Here is a 16,395-nt window from a genome sequence, read left to right as displayed (position 1 = left end):
TATTTTTTATTTATTCATTAATTCATCTTCTTTTTCTTTTGTTAAAGAAGAAATATTTTCTATTAAGTTGTCTACTTCTTTTTGGATTTTATCTAAGTAAACTTTTTGTTCATCTTCTGAAAGTTCTTCATCGTTTTTAATTGCTTTGTTAACATCTTGTCTAGCATTTCTTACACCAACTTTAGCAGCTTCAGATAATTTACCTAAATTTTTGATCATTTCTTTTCTTCTATCTGTTGTAAGAGTAGGAAAAGTTAATCTAATTTGATTACCTTCATCAACTGGTTGAATTCCTAAGTTAGCTTTATCTAATGCTTTAGCAATTTCTTTAACCGATGTAACATCATATGGTTTGATTAATAATTGTTGAGGTTCAGGTACAGTGATGTTTGCTAATTCTTCTAATGATGTAGGGGCATCATAGTAAACAACTTTAATCCCTTTGATTAATTGAGGGTTAGCACGTCCTGTTGAAATTTTAGACATTTCAAATTTGAAGTGGTTTATTGATTTTTCACTTTTATCATGTAAATCTAATAAATATAAATCTAATTCCATTATTTAATTACCTCTGTGTGTTTAATAGAACCTTCTAATGCTTTGATAATTGAGTTTTCTTCTAGAAGGTTAAAGATTATTAAATTGATATTGTTATCTCTTGCCATACTTGTGGCTGTTAAGTCCATAACTTGAAGTTTTTTCTCAAGGATTTCATCATAAGTAATTTTGTCATAACGTTTTGCGTTAGGGTTCTTTTTAGGATCAGAATCATAAACTCCGTCCGTTCCATTTTTACCCATTAAAATTACTTCTGCACCAATTTCTGAGGCATAAAGTGTAGAAGCAGTATCTGTTGTAAAGAAAGGTCTTCCTGTTCCACCAACAAAGATAACTACTTCACCATCTTGTAAGTATTTAAGTGTTTTTTCATTAACATAGTTTTCTGCGATTTTAGGATCAAGTGATAAAGAACTTTGAACTCTAGATTTAAGTCCCACAAGTTCAAAACCACTTCTTAAAGCTAATCCATTCATAATTGTTGCTAACATACCGATGTAGTCAGCTCTGTTTCTTGGTATTCCGTTTTTCTCAGCTGAAGCACCTCTTCAGAAGTTACCTCCACCAATAACAATAGATACTTCTATACCTCTATTTACTATTTCTTTTAATTGTAAAGCTATCTTTTTAACTAATTCATTATCAATAGCAAGATGTTTTTCTTTATTAGCAAAACCTTCACCTGAAAGTTTAATTAATATTCTTTTGTATTTAATCATATAGTTAATCCAATCTAATAATATCTAATAATATTTTATATTAAATTTATCACATCATAAGAAAAACACAAAAAAGATAAATAGTAGGCTTAAAAGTATAAAAAAATAGGTTTATAGCCTATTTTTTAGATGTGATAAATTTTCTTTCTGACTTATTTAAAAGTCTTTTAATGTTTTCTCTATGTGCAAAAATAATTAATGATGCATCTATGACAAAGATGATTAAAGCTATTCAAAAGTATCCTTTTTCAATTCCTGTCATTCACCCCAGAACTCCTTCACTCATTCAAGGAATACCTACAAAGAAAATCATTAAAAATGCAGTTGAAATACTTGCTAATGAAACATATTTTTTTCAGAACATAAATCCAAAGAAAAACACTGCAGCAATAGGTAAAAGAGTAATGTTAATCGATATTAATAAACCGATTGAAGTAGCAACACCTTTACCACCTTTAAATTTATAAAACACAGGGTAAATGTTTCCAATAATTACTCCGATTCCACCTAATAATGGTATTAAGAATAATTTACTTTGTATAAGACTTACATTTTTTGATTTGCTAATAAATTCTGGTGTAATTGATGAATTAATTGCCTTCATAATCAAACGGCATAATAAAACAATTAAAATAGTTTTTAGTACATCTAAAAGTAGAATAATCACTGCTGAATTTACGCCATAAACTCTTAATGAATTTGTTGCTCCAGCATTCTTTGAATGATGTTCTCTTAAGTCTGGTTTTTTGGTAATTTTTCCAAATAAGATTGAAGTATTTAAAGAACCAAATAAATAACCCACTAAAAAGAACCCTAAATTAAGTATTATAGTAAGAAAAATGTCCATCTTCTCTCCTTATTTATAATAAATATAAAATATTATATAATTAAATTAGATATTATGAAAAGAGAAAAAAAATTTAATATTAAGATAACAGAATTACCGAATAAAGTTTTAAGAGAAAAATCTCATAATGTTCCTATTCCGTTAGGGAAAGAAGATATTGAATTAGCCGAAAAGATGATTTATCATATCGATGACTCTCAAACAGAAGGCACTGAATTTAGACCAGGTGTTGGAGTGGCCGCAGTTCAATATGGTATTTTAAAAAATGTATTTTATGTTTTCTTACAAGACGACAAAAACAATGTAATTTTTAAAGATGTTTTATTTAATCCAGAAGTTGTTTTTGCAAGTAAGACACAAGTTGCATTGAGTGAAGGTGAGGGTTGTTTAAGTGTTCCTGAATCTTTACCAAATCAAGAGGGGTACATTCATAGAAGCAAAAGAGTTATTGTTGATGCTTATAGTTACAACGAAAAGAAATTCTTAAGATACGAAGTTACAGGTTACTTAGCAATTGTTTTTCAACATGAACTCGATCATTTAAACGGTAAACTGTTTATAGATAGAATTAACCAAAAGAATCCTTGAGGAAAGAAAAAGGATTCTACTTACTTATAAGGGGAAAAATGACAAATCAGATTTCAGAATTTTGAATTAATCTTGTTAATTCATTAAAAAGTAGTGGAAGCTATATTTGAGTGCCAATTTTATTTGTTGCTTTACTAGCTATTTCATTTATTGTTGGTTTTGTATTTAGATCAAAATGAACAATTTTTAAAATTGTTGCTATTGTATTAACTATTATCATAAGTGCTATTTCATATACAATTATTTCAAAAACAATCCAAAATAGTGATGATAGTAATGTCAGAGGAACAGTAGGAACTATACCATTTGTGGTAACTGTTATTGCTTTAATTTCTTACTGAGTTATTAGAGCTATCTTCTTTATTATTGTTACAATATTACACTCAATACCAAAATTTAAAATTAAAAGATCATTTGGTAAATTAAAATTAATCAGAAGAGTAATTTTTGGAGCAACAAATGCCATTGTTACAATTCCTGGTGCATTATTATTTGCAGATATTTTAACAGTTTCATCAAAAGCTGATAATAGCTTTAAAAAGATTACAAAAGTTGGAGTCGAAGTAATGACAACAGGTTATGGTGAATCATGATCTGGATTATTAACCTCAGTAAAAAGTATTGATAACTTATTAAAAAATGCTTCAAACTCAAGATTATTAACAACAAAATATTCAAGTCTTTCGGCAGAAGACAAAAAGAAAGTGGATTTATTACTTTCAGATATTTCTACATTACTAAATGATAAAAGAGTATTTGATGTTATTGTTCCATTCATCAAAGAAAAAGCAAAAGAAAACAACTTTAACGAAAGTATTAAAGATATCGTGGATAAGGCTCAAGTTAGAATTAATGCAGAAGCTGTTAAAGATCCTAGGTATGCAGAATACAACTTACCTCAAACAACAACAGAAAGAAAAAGAGAATTGCTTTCACAGTTCATCAGCGAAGAAATTGCTGAATTATATAGAGAAGCAAAACTTGCTGAACCAGATCTTGATGATAAAATCAAATTATTACAAGGTGCTACTCAAAACTTAAATAATCAAACAATTAAATCATTAACAAAAATACTTGATAAATTAGTAAGTGATGAAAGTATTCACAGTAAAGTTGATATTCAAAAAACAGTTGAATCATTAATTAATTTCTTAAAAGAAAGAGAATTAGCAAGAATCAATAGCGAAAATAATTCTGAAGGTGGAAACTAATTATGTTTAGACCAAAAAGACCTAATGAAGGATTAGAATTAAAAACCGCACAAGTCAACCTGCAAAACAACAACGAAAGAAAACTTTATACAGATCCACAAAAACAGTTGAATCCACAAACATACACAATTATTAGAAAAGAAAGAAATGTTAGAGTTATTTCAGCAATCTTTTGAGGACTAATTGTTTTAGGTTCAATTATAGGTATGTTAACAAACTTTTTATGATATTTCATTAATGAAAAATCAAATGGTATTGTTACATATTACATTTTATTAGCATTTCCATTACTTATTAGTTTCATGTTTATGACAAAAAGCCTAATTAAAGTATCTGGATGAAGTAAGGTTAGAAATAATTTTAGAACAAATTATTTACAAGCAGATGCTTCATCTAGCTCGATGTTTGTTGATATTTATCAAGCATTAGTATTAAAAGGATTAAGATTGACTTGAGGGTTAGTTTTCTTCTTAACATACTTTGGTTTATTCAATATTATTATTTTAGCGTTAAAAGATCAAATTTGAGAAATTGGTTCAAACTTTGATGGTAATACAACCTCAAATGGATTTAATGTTCACTTCTTAATTGATTTTAGTAAGTGATTTAAAACAGCATTTGGAAACGTTAATTTATTATTAATTATTGATTTATGTGTGATTCTCGGTGTTATTGCTCTTTATGTTTTAGTTATCTTATATGATAAAAAAAGAATTCAAGATATTCAAGCAAACTTCGGTACAGGTGAAAACGCTATTGCAGTTAAAAAACTTGTTGAGGAAAGAAGAAGAGCAGAAAACAAAGCATGAATTAAAACATATATTATTATCTTTGTTATTGTTGTGTTAATTCCATTAGTTTTAATCTTATTCTTAATTTACAAAAAATTTATTAGAAGAAAAGCATAATGAATTTATTAGTTATTATTGAAAATAATTTTAAAGATGTCGAATTAGTTACACCATTAACAATATTCAAAACATCAAAACAATTTAACAAAATTGATTTTTACAATCCTACTTTAAAAGTCGCTAAAGGTTCTGATGGATTTGCTTTTGTTGATAATATTTTGAATGAAGTAAATATTGATGATTATGATTTAATTTTTATCCCAGGTGGTTCAGGTGCACAAGCACTTAGAAAAAATGATAAATCATTAAATATTATTAAAGACTTTTACAAAAAAGAACAAAATAAAATTATTGCTGTTTGCGATGCTCCAAATGTTTTAAGTGAAAAAAGCATTATCACAAACGAAGAATTTTCAGGGTATCCAACAGATTGAAGTATAGATTTTAGAAATTCAAATTGACAAGATAATTTGGTCTCTATTTCTAAGAATAAACTTTATACAGGTAACTCACCATATTCTTCTGCCAAACTTGCATTTATAGCTTTAATTGAAATTTTTGGTTATAAAATTGCATTAAGCACATACAAAATTTTTGCAGGTAAGCCTGAGGCAAAAGAAATAATTTTATAAGAAAAAATCAAAACTATTTATTAGTTTTGATTTTTATTATATAAACATTTTTCTTACCAACATGTAATAACGCATACTTGTTTTCGAAATATTTTGAATTAACTTTTTGATCTTCAGAAATTGGTTCAAAATTTAATTTTAGTGAACCTTTTTCTATAAACTCTCTTGCTTCTCTTTTTGATTTAATAACTTTATTTGAAATTAATTCCTCGACTAAATTTAAATCACCACTTAATTCAAGAGTTTTAATTTCATTATCAATTGCTTCAATTTCTTCAATTTTCATTGAATCTAAATCAATATTTTTATCAAATAATAATTTACTAATTGATCTTGCTTTATTTGCTTCACTTTCACCATGAATATCTTTAATAACTTCATATCCTAATGCTTTTTGAGCAATTCTTAACTTAGGATCATTTTCATGATCTTTCATGATCTTTTTAATTTCGTCATAAGATAAGAAAGTTAATCAATTTAATAATTTTTCAATTTCAGCATCAGGTTGATTTAATAGGAATTGATACATATCATAAGGTTTTGTTAAGTTTTTGTCTAGTCAAAGATTTCCGCCGCCTGTTGATTTACCAAACTTGTTCCCATTTTGATCTGTTAATAAATTAGTTGTAAAAGCAAATGCCTTATGATCTTGTGATACTTTTTTAGAAATAATTTCAAGTCCGCTTGTTATATTCCCTCATTGATCTGATCCACCAAATTGACCATGAACATTGTGGTTTTTATATAACTCATAAAAGTCTCAACCTTGAATTATTGTGTAACTAAACTCTGTAAAGCTTAAACCATTTTCTAATCTCTTTGCAATTGAATCTTTGTTCAGCATATAAGCCACATTGATTGAAGAACCAACTTCTCTTAAGAAGTCTAAAATATTCATGTTTTCATAAAATTTGAGGTTATCAAAAACTTCAATACCAAAACTTTCTAATTGCTTAATAATGTTCATTTTATTCTTATTTACTTCATCATTGCTTAATTGAATTCTTTCTGTTGATCTAAATGTCGGATCTCCAATTGTTCCTGTAGCACCACCAACAATCGCAAGTGTTTTAATACCTGCTTTCTTAAGTCTTAATAAAGTTAAAATTTGAATATAGTTACCAAGGTGTAAACTGATCGCTGTTGGATCAAATCCAGAATAAATTTTCGCATCTTTGTCTATATTTTGAAATTTCTCAAGATTAGTTACATCTTTTAAAATTCCTCTTTGAGTTAAATCTTTAATAATTTCCATAACTAAAAAATAAATTCCTTACCAATTTCATCTTCTGAACCAAATATCAGTCCTTCATTTTCTAATCCAAGAGTTTTATAGCTTACAACCATACCAGGACTTTCAACACCCATTACTTTTCCTTTTAGGATCTCTGTACCATCGAAAGTTGTTGCTCCTAAATTTGCAACAACAATAACTTTACCTTCTAATGAATCTAATGTATTAGTAACAATTTCAACTTCTTTCTCACCATCAAATAAAGTTATAATAAATAATTTGTTTGATTCAGGATGTTCTCTTCTTTTTGTGATTTTTTTATAAACAAACTTTTTTGAATCATTAACAACTAAATTGTTTTCTTTAATAACTTTTAAAACTTCACTTAAGTTGTTTAAATCCTCAATATAATACTTTTTGTTTTTGATTCCATATTTATCATTATTTTGAATATTAATACTATGAACTTCATTCTTAGAATTTACAAAAAAAACTAAGTCATTCATAGTAATTTGTCTTTCACTTTTTACTTCTGAATTAACAAAAATAATTGATGAATTTTTGTAAAAATTACTTATATTATTAACTATAATCATGTTCTAAATTATAGCAAATTTTATTATATAATTAAAATTATGAAAGAACTAGCTATTGTTGTTGATTCAGCATGTGGTCTTGATAAAAGACAAGCAGAATCACTTAATTTATTCTATCTTCCACTCCAAATTGAATTGGATGGTATCCTATATAATGATGGTGTAGACATTAATACACAAACTTTTTTCAAACACTTTAATTTAAATACCAAAACATTTAAAACATCTGCAACACCTTTAGGTCAATCTAAAGCATTAATTGAAGAGTTATCTAAGGAATACAAAAAGGTTGTAGTATTCCCTTTATCAACTAAATTATCAAGCCAATATAATACTTTAAGCGTGCTTGCTCGAGAATTTAATAATGTATATGTTGTTGAATCAGTTGATGTTGCTCAAACTATTTTATTTAGACTTGAAAAGTTTTTGAGTGAACTAGAAACGTTTGGTTTTGATAAAGCATTTAAAAACACATCGGTTTGAAATAACGACGAATTAGATATTACATTATTACCCAAATACAACGATTACCTTGTAAAAGGAGGAAGGCTTTCAAAAGGTGCAGCCACAATTGCAAAACTTTTACAAATTGTTCCGTTAATAAGATTCGAAAATGGTTCACTTGAAAAACAAGGTAAGGGTAGAGTTTTCTTAAAATCAGTTCAAAATGTTATTGATGAAAAGTTTGAATCAAAACAAAATAATGATGAAGTAGTTATTTTAGGTGAACATAACGAAGATACCAAAACTATTGTTTTATATTTAGAATCTAAATATAAATTAACACCATACATTTTACCTATTCCTAACATCATTTCTGTTCACACTGGCCCTGATGCTATCGTTATTATAAAAGGTAAAAATTTAAGAAAACTTTTAGAAAAGTACACTAAATAACATGAGTAAAACATACAATCTAAAATCCACAAAAGAATTAAACCTAATTCTTGATGAATGATTTGATGAAATTAAAAAACATAAAATCATTTATTTAATTGGTGACCTTGGTGCGGGTAAAACTACTTTTGTTAAAGAATTAGCAAAAAAAATTGGTATAAAACAAAACATAACTTCTCCTTCTTTTAATTACATGAAAACATATGATGGTTTAGTTCACATTGATTTATATAACTATAAAGGTGATATTGAAGAATTCGAAGATTATTTTGATGATAATATAATAGCAATTGAATGAGCTAATTTACATAACTTAACTTTTAAGAATGTTATAGTAATTAATTGTGAATTAAATAAGGATAATACACACTCATATAGAATCGAGGTTAATTAATGAATATATTTTTAGACACCTCAAGCAGTGATTTTCTTCTTATCTTATTTGATCATGATTTTAATATAATTGATTACACCTTAATTAGAAAACATAAAAAGAAAGTTGATTTAATAATTTCAGAATTTAAAAATATTTTAGAAAAGAACAATATCAAAACAATAGATATTAATGGTTTTTATACAAATTTAGGACCCGGATATTTTACAGGTGTAAGATCTTCTCTTATTTATTTAAGAACAATAGCGATGTTACAGAACCAAGAGTTTTATACCACTAACACTTTTGAGTTAGTTAATATTATCAAAAATGATTCTAATGATTTTTATTTGGATGCTCAAGGTTCAAAGGTTTATCATTTAAGCTACACAGATTTTACTAAAGGTGATTATTTAAATAAAGTTCAAGTTATTGATAAAGAAAATGAATTAATAGAATATGATTTTGAAAAACTTATTAAAAACTTTTTTAAAACTAAAAATATATTTAAGAAAGAAAATAATTTAATCAATATTCAACCTTTTTATATTAAAAAACCTCAAATAGGGGGTAAATAATGCTTATTTTAGGTATTGAAACTTCTCACGATGATACATCTATCGCTATATTAGAAGATGAAAAAGTTTTAGATATGTGAACTTATTCACAAATAGATATTTTTAAAGAATTTGGTGGAACTATTCCTGAACTTGCTTCAAGAGAACATGTCAAAAACATCTCAATCATTCAAGAACTTATATTAAAAAAATATGATTTATCAAAAATCAACTACATCGCATATACAAAGGAACCCGGCTTAATAGGGTCTCTTCAAATTGGTGAATTATTTGCAAACGCATTATCTGTAGCATTGAACAAACCCTTAATTCCTATCAACCACCTTGAAGGTCACTTTTTATCTTCAACTTTAACAAACAAAATTACTTTTCCTGCTTTATGTTTATTAGTTTCCGGAGGTCATACTCAATTGCTTTATGCAAAAGATGTTGATCAAATTGAAATTATAGGTGAAACACTTGATGATGCAGTTGGAGAAGCTTATGATAAAGTATCAAACAAACTTGAATTAGGTTTTCCGGGCGGACCTATAATTGATAAAATTTATTCAAATTATCATGGTGAATATTTAAAATTTACTAAACCTCACACTCAAGGAAAATATGACTTTTCTTTTAGTGGTTTAAAAACACAAATTCTAAACTTAATAAATCAATCTAAAATGAAAGATTTAGAAATAAACAAAGAGCAAATTGCTGCTTCTTTCCAAAAAGTTGCTGTTGAATACTTAATAGAAAAAACTAAGTCAGCACTCGAAGAATATGATGTTGAAACATTAGTTTTAGGTGGTGGTGTTAGTGCTAATAAAAAATTAAGAGAAGAATTTATCAAATTGCATAATAACACAATAATACCAGATTTTAAATACACAACCGATAATGGTGCAATGATAGCACAAACAGCGTACTTAAATTTAATTAAGAAAAATAAATAAAAATCACTTAATAGTGATTTTTAAATTCATTAAAATGGAGTAAAATCTAATTATAAATAAACATTTATTTAGGGATAATTATGAATAATATAAAAGAAAAAATCAAAGAATTAACAAACAAAATCAATAAGTGAAATCATGAATATTATGTACTTTCAGAACCTTCAGTTAGCGATAATGTTTATGATGTTGAATTAAGAAAACTAGAGATTCTAGAACAACAATTTCCTGATTTAGTATTAAACGATTCTCCAACCAAAAAAGTTGGTGGAAATATTGTTAAAGAATTCAATGAATACACTCATAAAAAACCTATGCTTTCTCTTGCTAAAGCTTATTCTCAAGGTGATGTAAATAAATTCTATAATGATTGTGTGGCTAAAGTTGGTAAGGATGTAAGTTTTAGTTTAGAACCAAAAATTGATGGTGCTTCTATTTCATTGCATTATCAAGACGGAATATTAGTAAGAGCAGTTACTAGAGGTACAGGATTAATCGGTAACGATGTAACTAATAATATTAAAGAAATTAATGATATACCTAAAGTTATTGATTTTGAAGGTAATCTTGAAGTAAGAGGTGAAATTTACTTACCTAAATCAGAATTTAAAAAGATCAATGAAAGTCGTTTAAAAAATGGCGAAAAACCTTTTGCCAATCCTAGAAACGCTGCTTCGGGATCAATTCAACAACTTGATAACAAAAATATTAAGGAAAGAAATCTTTCAGCAATTATTTACGATGTTGTTGATCCATTAGAAAACGGAATAAAGAAACAAACCGAAGCTATTAAAATGTTAAATAAACTTGGTTTTCCAATCAACACATATATTCAAGAAGCTTTTGATTTCGAACAAATTTGAAATAAAATTGAAAAATTTGATAAAGATTCTTACAATTTTGAATGTGATGGATTCGTTATCAAGGTTAATTCATTTGAACAACAAAAGAATTTTGGTTTCACAGCTAAATTTCCTAAATATGCTATTGCTTTTAAGTTTGAAACAGAAGAAGCAAGTTCTATTATTAAAAACATTATTCCAACAGTCGGAAGAACAGGTAAAATAAGTTATATTGGAGAAATTGAACCAGTAGAATTAGCTCAAACAATTGTACAAAGAGCTACATTGCATAATGCTGAGTTTATTAAAGATTTAAACATTAATATTGGAGATGAAATCACTTTAATTAAGTCTGGTGAAATCATCCCTAAAATTACTGGATTAAAAACAAAGAATTCTGATGATTATTATCACAAAATTCTTAATTGTCCTAGTTGCGAAAGTAAACTTGAAAATATCGATAACCTAGTGGACCAATTTTGTTTAAATGAATCATGTAATGAAAAACGTATTAGAAAACTCATTCACTTTGCTAGCAAAAAAGCCCTTAATATTGAAACACTAGCTGAAAAAAATATTGCGTTATTTTATCAACAAGGAATGTTAAGTGATTTTGCTTCAATTTATAACTTAAATAAATTTAAAGATCAAATACTTGAATTAGAGGGATTTAAGGATGCAAGAATTAATAAAATCCTTATTTCAATTGAAGAATCTAGAAAAACAAAATTCCTTAATGTTTTATACGCTGTTGGTATTAAACATGTAGGTTTAAGAGTGGCTGAAATAATTTCTGATTATGTTAATTCATTTAAAGAGTTACTCAATTTAAACCTTGATGATCTTCTTAATATTAATACAATTGGTGAATCTATTCTTAGTGAAATTAAATTGTATTTAGCTAATAATAAAGATGATTTATTAAAGCTCGATGAAATATTTGAATATGAAGAAAAATTAAATAATAATGAAGTACAAGTCTTGAATAATTTAACTTTTGTTATTACTGGTAAGTTAGAAAAACCAAGAAGTCAGTATGAAGAACTTATTAAAATGTATGGCGGTAAACTTGCTTCAAGTGTATCTAAAAATGTAAATTATTTAATAACAAACAATAATGTATCCAATACTTCTAAAATGGTTAGCGCTGTTAAACTAGGTGTTAAAGTTATTAGCGAAACAGAATTTAACGAACTAGTTAATGAATTAATTAAAAAAGCATAAACTTAATTGTTTATGCTTTTTATATTGGAAAACATTATTATTTTTTAATTTCTTTAAGACGTGCACTTTTACCTTTACGGTCTCTCATGTAGAATAATCTTTTTCTACGAACTTTGTTTGAACGAGTTACTTCGATATGTGCGATTAATGGTGAGTTAACTGGGAATGTTCTTTCAACTCCAACACCATAAGAAATTTTTCTAACTGTAAAACTTTCTCTTGTTCCTGATTCTTTTTTAGAGATAACTAAACCTTCAAAAACCTGAATACGTTCTTTTTCACCTTCACGAATACGAACGTGAACTTTAACATTATCACCTGTATTAAATTCAGGTAAATCTGTACGTAATTGTGGTTTTTCTACTAATTCTAATAATCTATTTCTCATTTTTTATCCTTTCAATTATATCTGGACGATTCTTCAATGTTTTTTCTCATTGAGCTTTTTTCTTTCATTCATCAATTTCTTTGTGATTTCCATTAAATAATACTTCAGGCACTCTCATTCCCTTGTATTCACGCGGCCTTGTATATTGTGGGTAGTCTAATAATCCTTGATTTTGAAATGAATCATTTTCGTGTGACTCTACTTTTATCACACCATCAACTAATCTTATTACACTATCAGCCATTGCCATAGCAGGTAATTCGCCGCCAGTAAGAACAAAATCTCCAATTGATATTTCTTCATCCACTAATTCAACAATCCTTTCATCAAACCCTTCATATCTACCACATATAAAAGTGATTTGCTTAAGTTTGGAAAGTTCATTAGCTTTTTGTTGGTCAAATCTCTTGCCTTGAGGAGATACTAATACCTTATATCCACCTCTGTCAACCAAACTATCAAGAGCTAAGTCAATTGGTTCTATTTGAAGTAATAGACCATGGCCACCACCATATATCTCATCATCAACTTTTCTGTGTTTACTTTTTGAAAATTCTCTGAAATCAACAACATTTATATCAATGATTTTTTTATCAATTGCTTTTTTGATAACACTTTCATTTTTTAATGGTTCTATATAATTTGGAAATATAGTTAAGAAATTAATTTTCATATATTAAAAGCTTATTTTTGTTTTTTTAATAAATTAGCAACAGTATCAGTAGGTTTTGCACCTTGTGAAAGTCATTTATCAACTAATTCTCTATTTAAAACAAGTTCTTTTGAGTTAGGGTTGTAGTGTCCTAAAGCTTCGATGAATTTTCCATCACGTGGAGCTCTCGCATCAGCAGCAACAATTTTGTAAACTGGTCTGAATTTGCTCCCCATTCTTTTTAATCTAATTTTTACCATATGTTCTCCTTATTTTTATTTTTTCTGTCAAGCACTTTTGCTTGACACTATTCAAATACAAAGTTATTATACATTAAAATTGTTTTATGAAAAATAAAATTAAAAAAATAATGAAGTATAACCCCATTATTCTACTTCTAAAACTGTTTCATTGTTAATTCATACAATATCGTTTTGTCTTATTTTTGTACTTTTTGATTCAATTCTTTTACCATTCAACATAACTTCATTTTCTTGAAGGAAATATTTTGCTGCTCCGCCTGTATCTGTTATTCTTGCCAATTTTAATAATTGAGAAATTTTGATAGATTCTGTGTTGATTTTAATTACCATTAATACTTCCTAATAGGTGTTAATAATTGAATGTTATTGGTGTTATCGTCTTCTAAAATGTAAATTTTATTTCCTTCATCATTAATATATAGGTAAATAAATTCTGAATTAAAAGCACTAATCGCATCTTTTAAAAAGATTCAGTTTATATCCATTTCGAATGATAATCCAGTGTATTCGAAGTCAGTTGTCATAAATTCAGATACCCCTATTTCAGGAACTTCAAATGTTGCTTTTATCTCTTTTTCTGATATTGAAAGTTCAAGTCTTTTAACTTTATCAGCTACCGCAAAAACTGTTTTATTAATAACTTTTGATAATTCATCTTTTTTAATTTTAATAAATCTTTTTTTATCGAATTCTAAAAGTTTTGAAATATCAATATATTTAATGTTTGATGTATGAGTAAAAATAACTGTCTCGTGGTAAGAAATACCAATTCTGTTACTTCCAAAAAATAAGTCGATAAATTCAGGCATTTCTTTATTGTATAGTTTTTTAAAGTTTTTATTATCAATATTTACATCAATATTTAAGTCAGTTTCGATATCAATAACATGTGTAGACAATCTAAATGTATCAGTTGATGTGAATCTTAACAATTTATCTTCAGATTTAAGATTGATAAATTTAGTAACAGGATTAGTTGTTAAACTAAGGTTTTTATCTTGTCCTAAATTAGAAGAGATGTAAGCATTGTTTAAAGCCTCTGAAAAATCTTTTGATTTGATTTTAACTTTTGTGTCTGAAACAGAAAAATTAAAATGAGGATATTTTGTTTCATCTAATAAAGTTAATGTGTATTTTGTTTTATTTTCGAATACTTCTAATGTTCTGTCATTTTTAATAAAAGTAATTTCTTTTTCAAATTTTTTAATTAAATTCTTAAGAATTTGTGTATTTATTAAAATTCTTCCTGTTTGATCTAATTTAATATTTTTTTCATCTATTTTAATTGTTTTCTTTGCAGCTATGCTAGAACTACCACCAATGAATGTTACTTCGTTGTTATCTATTTCAATATAAATACCTCTAAACGGTAAAAAAGAATCAATGTTATCAACAAAAGATGAAAGAAATTCAATAGTACTTTCTATTAAGTTTTTTGAAATTGTAAATTTCATAAAAATCCTCCTAAATATTAATAATGTTAATAGGTGTTAATAATGTGAGTAACTTTTAAAAAGTTAATTTTTTAAACAAATTTACATTAATTTTTAACTTTTCTTAATAATTCACATCTTAATTATCTTATTAAATAAATGTTATTTACTTGTGCGTATCTCTCGTTTTATTTGGTTTATAGCTAATTTAATTGATGAATCAGACCCTTCGTTTTTTGATTTTTTAAGGGCATTTAAAACTGTGGTGTGATCTTTGTTTAAAACTTTACCAATTTCAGTTGAGGACATGTTTAATAAGTTATCCATCAATATGATGCAAATATGTCTTGCTATAACGATTTCTTTTTTTCTAGTTTTACCAATGATTTCTCTTGTACTTACCTTATAGCAAGAAGAAACTTTTTTAATAATTAAATCTGGAGTTGCATTAGTCGGTAACGAAAACTGATCTTTAAATATATTTTTAACAACACTATATGCATATGTTGCGTTGACTAAGTCTTCTTTATAATACTTAACTTTTTGAACAACACCCAAAATTGTTCTAATTGAATTAGAGAATTCTTTCACTAAAAATTCTTTTGATTCATCATCAACAATGTTGGGATCCACATCGTTTTTCTCTAGTAAAAATTCCAATAAATCTTTGTACTCTGTTTCGTTAGGGTTTTTTATTTTTGTTAAAAATCCAGATTGAATCCTTGTAATTAATCTTTCCTCAAAATTAGCTTCAATATCCCTAATATCAGATTCAGAAGATATAACTGTAGGTTTGTTGCTTTGCATTCTAGCATCAATAATTTGATATATAAAATTCTTGGTTTGTTTTTTCTGACCATCTCCAAAAATTTGAAAATCATCAAACAAAACAATATCAGCAGAGGTTAAAGTGTTTAATATTTTAGAAATAAACCCTGGGTTATTTTCTTGTAAAGCAACTAAAATCTTTTTATTAAATATAATTGGATTAATATATATGGATTTCTTGCCTAACTCTTCAAATCTATTACCTATAGCAGTTAATAAATGTGTTTTACCAATCCCTGAAGCCCCTGAAATAAATAAAATATTAAGATCAGTTTTACCTTCAGCTATATCCCTGCAAATATTTGTGGTTTCTTTATTAAAATCACTAACTAAATATGTATCAAATGTTAAATTTTCAGAATACTTATTATTAAAAAATACTTTATTTTGCTTAATTATTTTATCAGCAACTTGTGTTTGTGATTTGTTATATGAATTAGCTTCTTCTGTTGTTATAATTCTATATTTAAAATCTTTTCCAAAAACATCAGATATTCCTTGAACTAATGTTTCTTTGAATAAGTTGTTATAAATCATTGCGTTTTCTTCACTATATCACATAAAAGATAATATAACTTCATTTTGAGTGTAATCAACAACTTGAACATCTTTAAAAAAGTTTTGATAAATCATATTATCAGTTATAACAGTCATGAAATATTTTTTAAGTTCACTTGATTTTAATTGATTGTTAACTATTTTGTTTGTATCATTATTCATAATATAATTTTAACCCATATTTTCTA

20 protein-coding genes are annotated in these 16,395 nt (G+C 26.5%); 9 read left to right on the top strand and 11 right to left on the bottom strand.

Annotated elements, in window-relative coordinates; all coding sequences use genetic code 4:
• Positions 1 to 6: 6 nt before the first annotated feature.
• The 3 genes from frr to plsY form a co-directional block, all read right to left on the bottom strand.
• Positions 7 to 558 carry a ribosome recycling factor gene (frr, locus tag D2846_RS03415; protein ID WP_117275840.1) on the bottom strand — a complete coding sequence of 184 codons (552 nt, stop codon included), beginning with the start codon at positions 556 to 558 and terminating at the stop codon, positions 7 to 9.
• The gene (gene pyrH, locus D2846_RS03410; RefSeq protein WP_117275838.1) at positions 558 to 1,277 is read right to left on the bottom strand and encodes a UMP kinase; all 720 of its coding nucleotides are present in this window, start codon (positions 1,275 to 1,277) and stop codon (positions 558 to 560) included. The genes frr and pyrH overlap by 1 nt, the downstream gene beginning before the upstream one ends.
• 118 nt (positions 1,278 to 1,395) lie before the next feature.
• Positions 1,396 to 2,124, bottom strand: coding sequence for a glycerol-3-phosphate 1-O-acyltransferase PlsY (plsY, locus tag D2846_RS03405; protein WP_117275837.1), 729 nt, complete (start codon positions 2,122 to 2,124; stop codon positions 1,396 to 1,398).
• 54 nt (positions 2,125 to 2,178) lie between these two features.
• Between plsY and def the strand changes: the two genes are divergently transcribed.
• From def to D2846_RS03385, 4 genes are read left to right on the top strand one after another with little or no spacing between them, the layout of a single operon-like run.
• The gene (def, locus tag D2846_RS03400) at positions 2,179 to 2,742 is read left to right on the top strand and encodes a peptide deformylase (protein WP_117275836.1); all 564 of its coding nucleotides are present in this window, start codon (positions 2,179 to 2,181) and stop codon (positions 2,740 to 2,742) included.
• A gap of 8 nt (positions 2,743 to 2,750) precedes the next feature.
• Positions 2,751 to 3,923, top strand: coding sequence for a hypothetical protein (locus D2846_RS03395; protein ID WP_117275835.1), 1,173 nt, complete (start codon positions 2,751 to 2,753; stop codon positions 3,921 to 3,923).
• Positions 3,924 to 3,925: 2 nt separating this feature from the next.
• Complete coding sequence (locus tag D2846_RS03390; RefSeq protein WP_117275834.1) at positions 3,926 to 4,831, top strand: MSC_0882 family membrane protein; 906 nt, start codon at positions 3,926 to 3,928, stop codon at positions 4,829 to 4,831.
• Positions 4,831 to 5,406 carry a DJ-1/PfpI family protein gene (locus tag D2846_RS03385; RefSeq protein ID WP_117275833.1) on the top strand — a complete coding sequence of 192 codons (576 nt, stop codon included), beginning with the start codon at positions 4,831 to 4,833 and terminating at the stop codon, positions 5,404 to 5,406. The genes D2846_RS03390 and D2846_RS03385 overlap by 1 nt, the downstream gene beginning before the upstream one ends.
• A 13-nt stretch (positions 5,407 to 5,419) precedes the next feature.
• On the opposite strand, the gene tyrS is transcribed toward D2846_RS03385, so the two are convergent.
• Positions 5,420 to 6,661 carry a tyrosine--tRNA ligase gene (gene tyrS, locus D2846_RS03380; RefSeq protein ID WP_117275831.1) on the bottom strand — a complete coding sequence of 414 codons (1,242 nt, stop codon included), beginning with the start codon at positions 6,659 to 6,661 and terminating at the stop codon, positions 5,420 to 5,422.
• Between the two features lie 2 nt (positions 6,662 to 6,663).
• The gene (gene tapR, locus D2846_RS03375) at positions 6,664 to 7,236 is read right to left on the bottom strand and encodes a TyrS-associated PheT N-terminal domain-related protein TapR (protein ID WP_117275829.1); all 573 of its coding nucleotides are present in this window, start codon (positions 7,234 to 7,236) and stop codon (positions 6,664 to 6,666) included.
• 39 nt (positions 7,237 to 7,275) lie between these two features.
• Here tapR and D2846_RS03370 point away from each other — a divergent pair, with 39 nt between their 5' ends.
• The 5 genes from D2846_RS03370 to ligA all read left to right on the top strand — a co-directional run bounded on the left by D2846_RS03370 (position 7,276) and on the right by ligA (position 12,085).
• Positions 7,276 to 8,133 (top strand): DegV family protein, encoded by an 858-nt coding sequence (locus tag D2846_RS03370; RefSeq protein WP_117275827.1) that lies wholly within the window; start codon positions 7,276 to 7,278, stop codon positions 8,131 to 8,133.
• 1 nt (position 8,134) lies between these two features.
• On the top strand, positions 8,135 to 8,527 hold the full coding sequence (tsaE, locus tag D2846_RS03365; protein ID WP_117275825.1) for a tRNA (adenosine(37)-N6)-threonylcarbamoyltransferase complex ATPase subunit type 1 TsaE: 393 nt from the start codon (positions 8,135 to 8,137) through the stop codon (positions 8,525 to 8,527).
• The gene (locus tag D2846_RS03360) at positions 8,527 to 9,084 is read left to right on the top strand and encodes a hypothetical protein (RefSeq protein ID WP_117275823.1); all 558 of its coding nucleotides are present in this window, start codon (positions 8,527 to 8,529) and stop codon (positions 9,082 to 9,084) included. Before tsaE ends, D2846_RS03360 begins: the two co-directional genes overlap by 1 nt.
• On the top strand, positions 9,084 to 10,019 hold the full coding sequence (gene tsaD, locus D2846_RS03355; protein WP_117275821.1) for a tRNA (adenosine(37)-N6)-threonylcarbamoyltransferase complex transferase subunit TsaD: 936 nt from the start codon (positions 9,084 to 9,086) through the stop codon (positions 10,017 to 10,019). The genes D2846_RS03360 and tsaD overlap by 1 nt, the downstream gene beginning before the upstream one ends.
• 80 nt (positions 10,020 to 10,099) lie before the next feature.
• Entirely contained in the window at positions 10,100 to 12,085 is a 1,986-nt protein-coding gene (ligA, locus tag D2846_RS03350; protein ID WP_117275819.1) for an NAD-dependent DNA ligase LigA, read from the top strand.
• Between the two features lie 37 nt (positions 12,086 to 12,122).
• Here ligA and rplS read toward each other — a convergent pair whose 3' ends face one another.
• From rplS to D2846_RS03320, 6 genes are all read right to left on the bottom strand, one after another.
• Positions 12,123 to 12,473 carry a 50S ribosomal protein L19 gene (gene rplS / locus D2846_RS03345; RefSeq protein ID WP_117275817.1) on the bottom strand — a complete coding sequence of 117 codons (351 nt, stop codon included), beginning with the start codon at positions 12,471 to 12,473 and terminating at the stop codon, positions 12,123 to 12,125.
• Entirely contained in the window at positions 12,463 to 13,146 is a 684-nt protein-coding gene (gene trmD, locus D2846_RS03340) for a tRNA (guanosine(37)-N1)-methyltransferase TrmD (protein WP_117275815.1), read from the bottom strand. Before trmD ends, rplS begins: the two co-directional genes overlap by 11 nt.
• An 11-nt stretch (positions 13,147 to 13,157) precedes the next feature.
• Positions 13,158 to 13,385: a 30S ribosomal protein S16 gene (gene rpsP / locus D2846_RS03335; protein WP_117275813.1), complete on the bottom strand. Its 228-nt coding sequence runs from the start codon at positions 13,383 to 13,385 to the stop codon at positions 13,158 to 13,160.
• 126 nt (positions 13,386 to 13,511) lie between these two features.
• Entirely contained in the window at positions 13,512 to 13,718 is a 207-nt protein-coding gene (locus D2846_RS03330) for an RNA-binding S4 domain-containing protein (RefSeq protein WP_197712770.1), read from the bottom strand.
• Entirely contained in the window at positions 13,718 to 14,842 is a 1,125-nt protein-coding gene (locus tag D2846_RS03325; RefSeq protein WP_117275809.1) for a DNA polymerase III subunit beta, read from the bottom strand. The genes D2846_RS03330 and D2846_RS03325 overlap by 1 nt, the downstream gene beginning before the upstream one ends.
• A 141-nt stretch (positions 14,843 to 14,983) precedes the next feature.
• Complete coding sequence (locus D2846_RS03320) at positions 14,984 to 16,369, bottom strand: DnaA ATPase domain-containing protein (protein WP_117275807.1); 1,386 nt, start codon at positions 16,367 to 16,369, stop codon at positions 14,984 to 14,986.
• Positions 16,370 to 16,395: the final 26 nt, after the last annotated feature.

Source organism: Mycoplasmopsis edwardii (genome assembly GCF_900476105.1).
GTDB lineage: Bacteria > Bacillota_I > Bacilli_A > Mycoplasmatales > Metamycoplasmataceae > Mycoplasmopsis > Mycoplasmopsis edwardii.
This window is presented reverse-complemented; position numbering and strand designations above follow the sequence as displayed.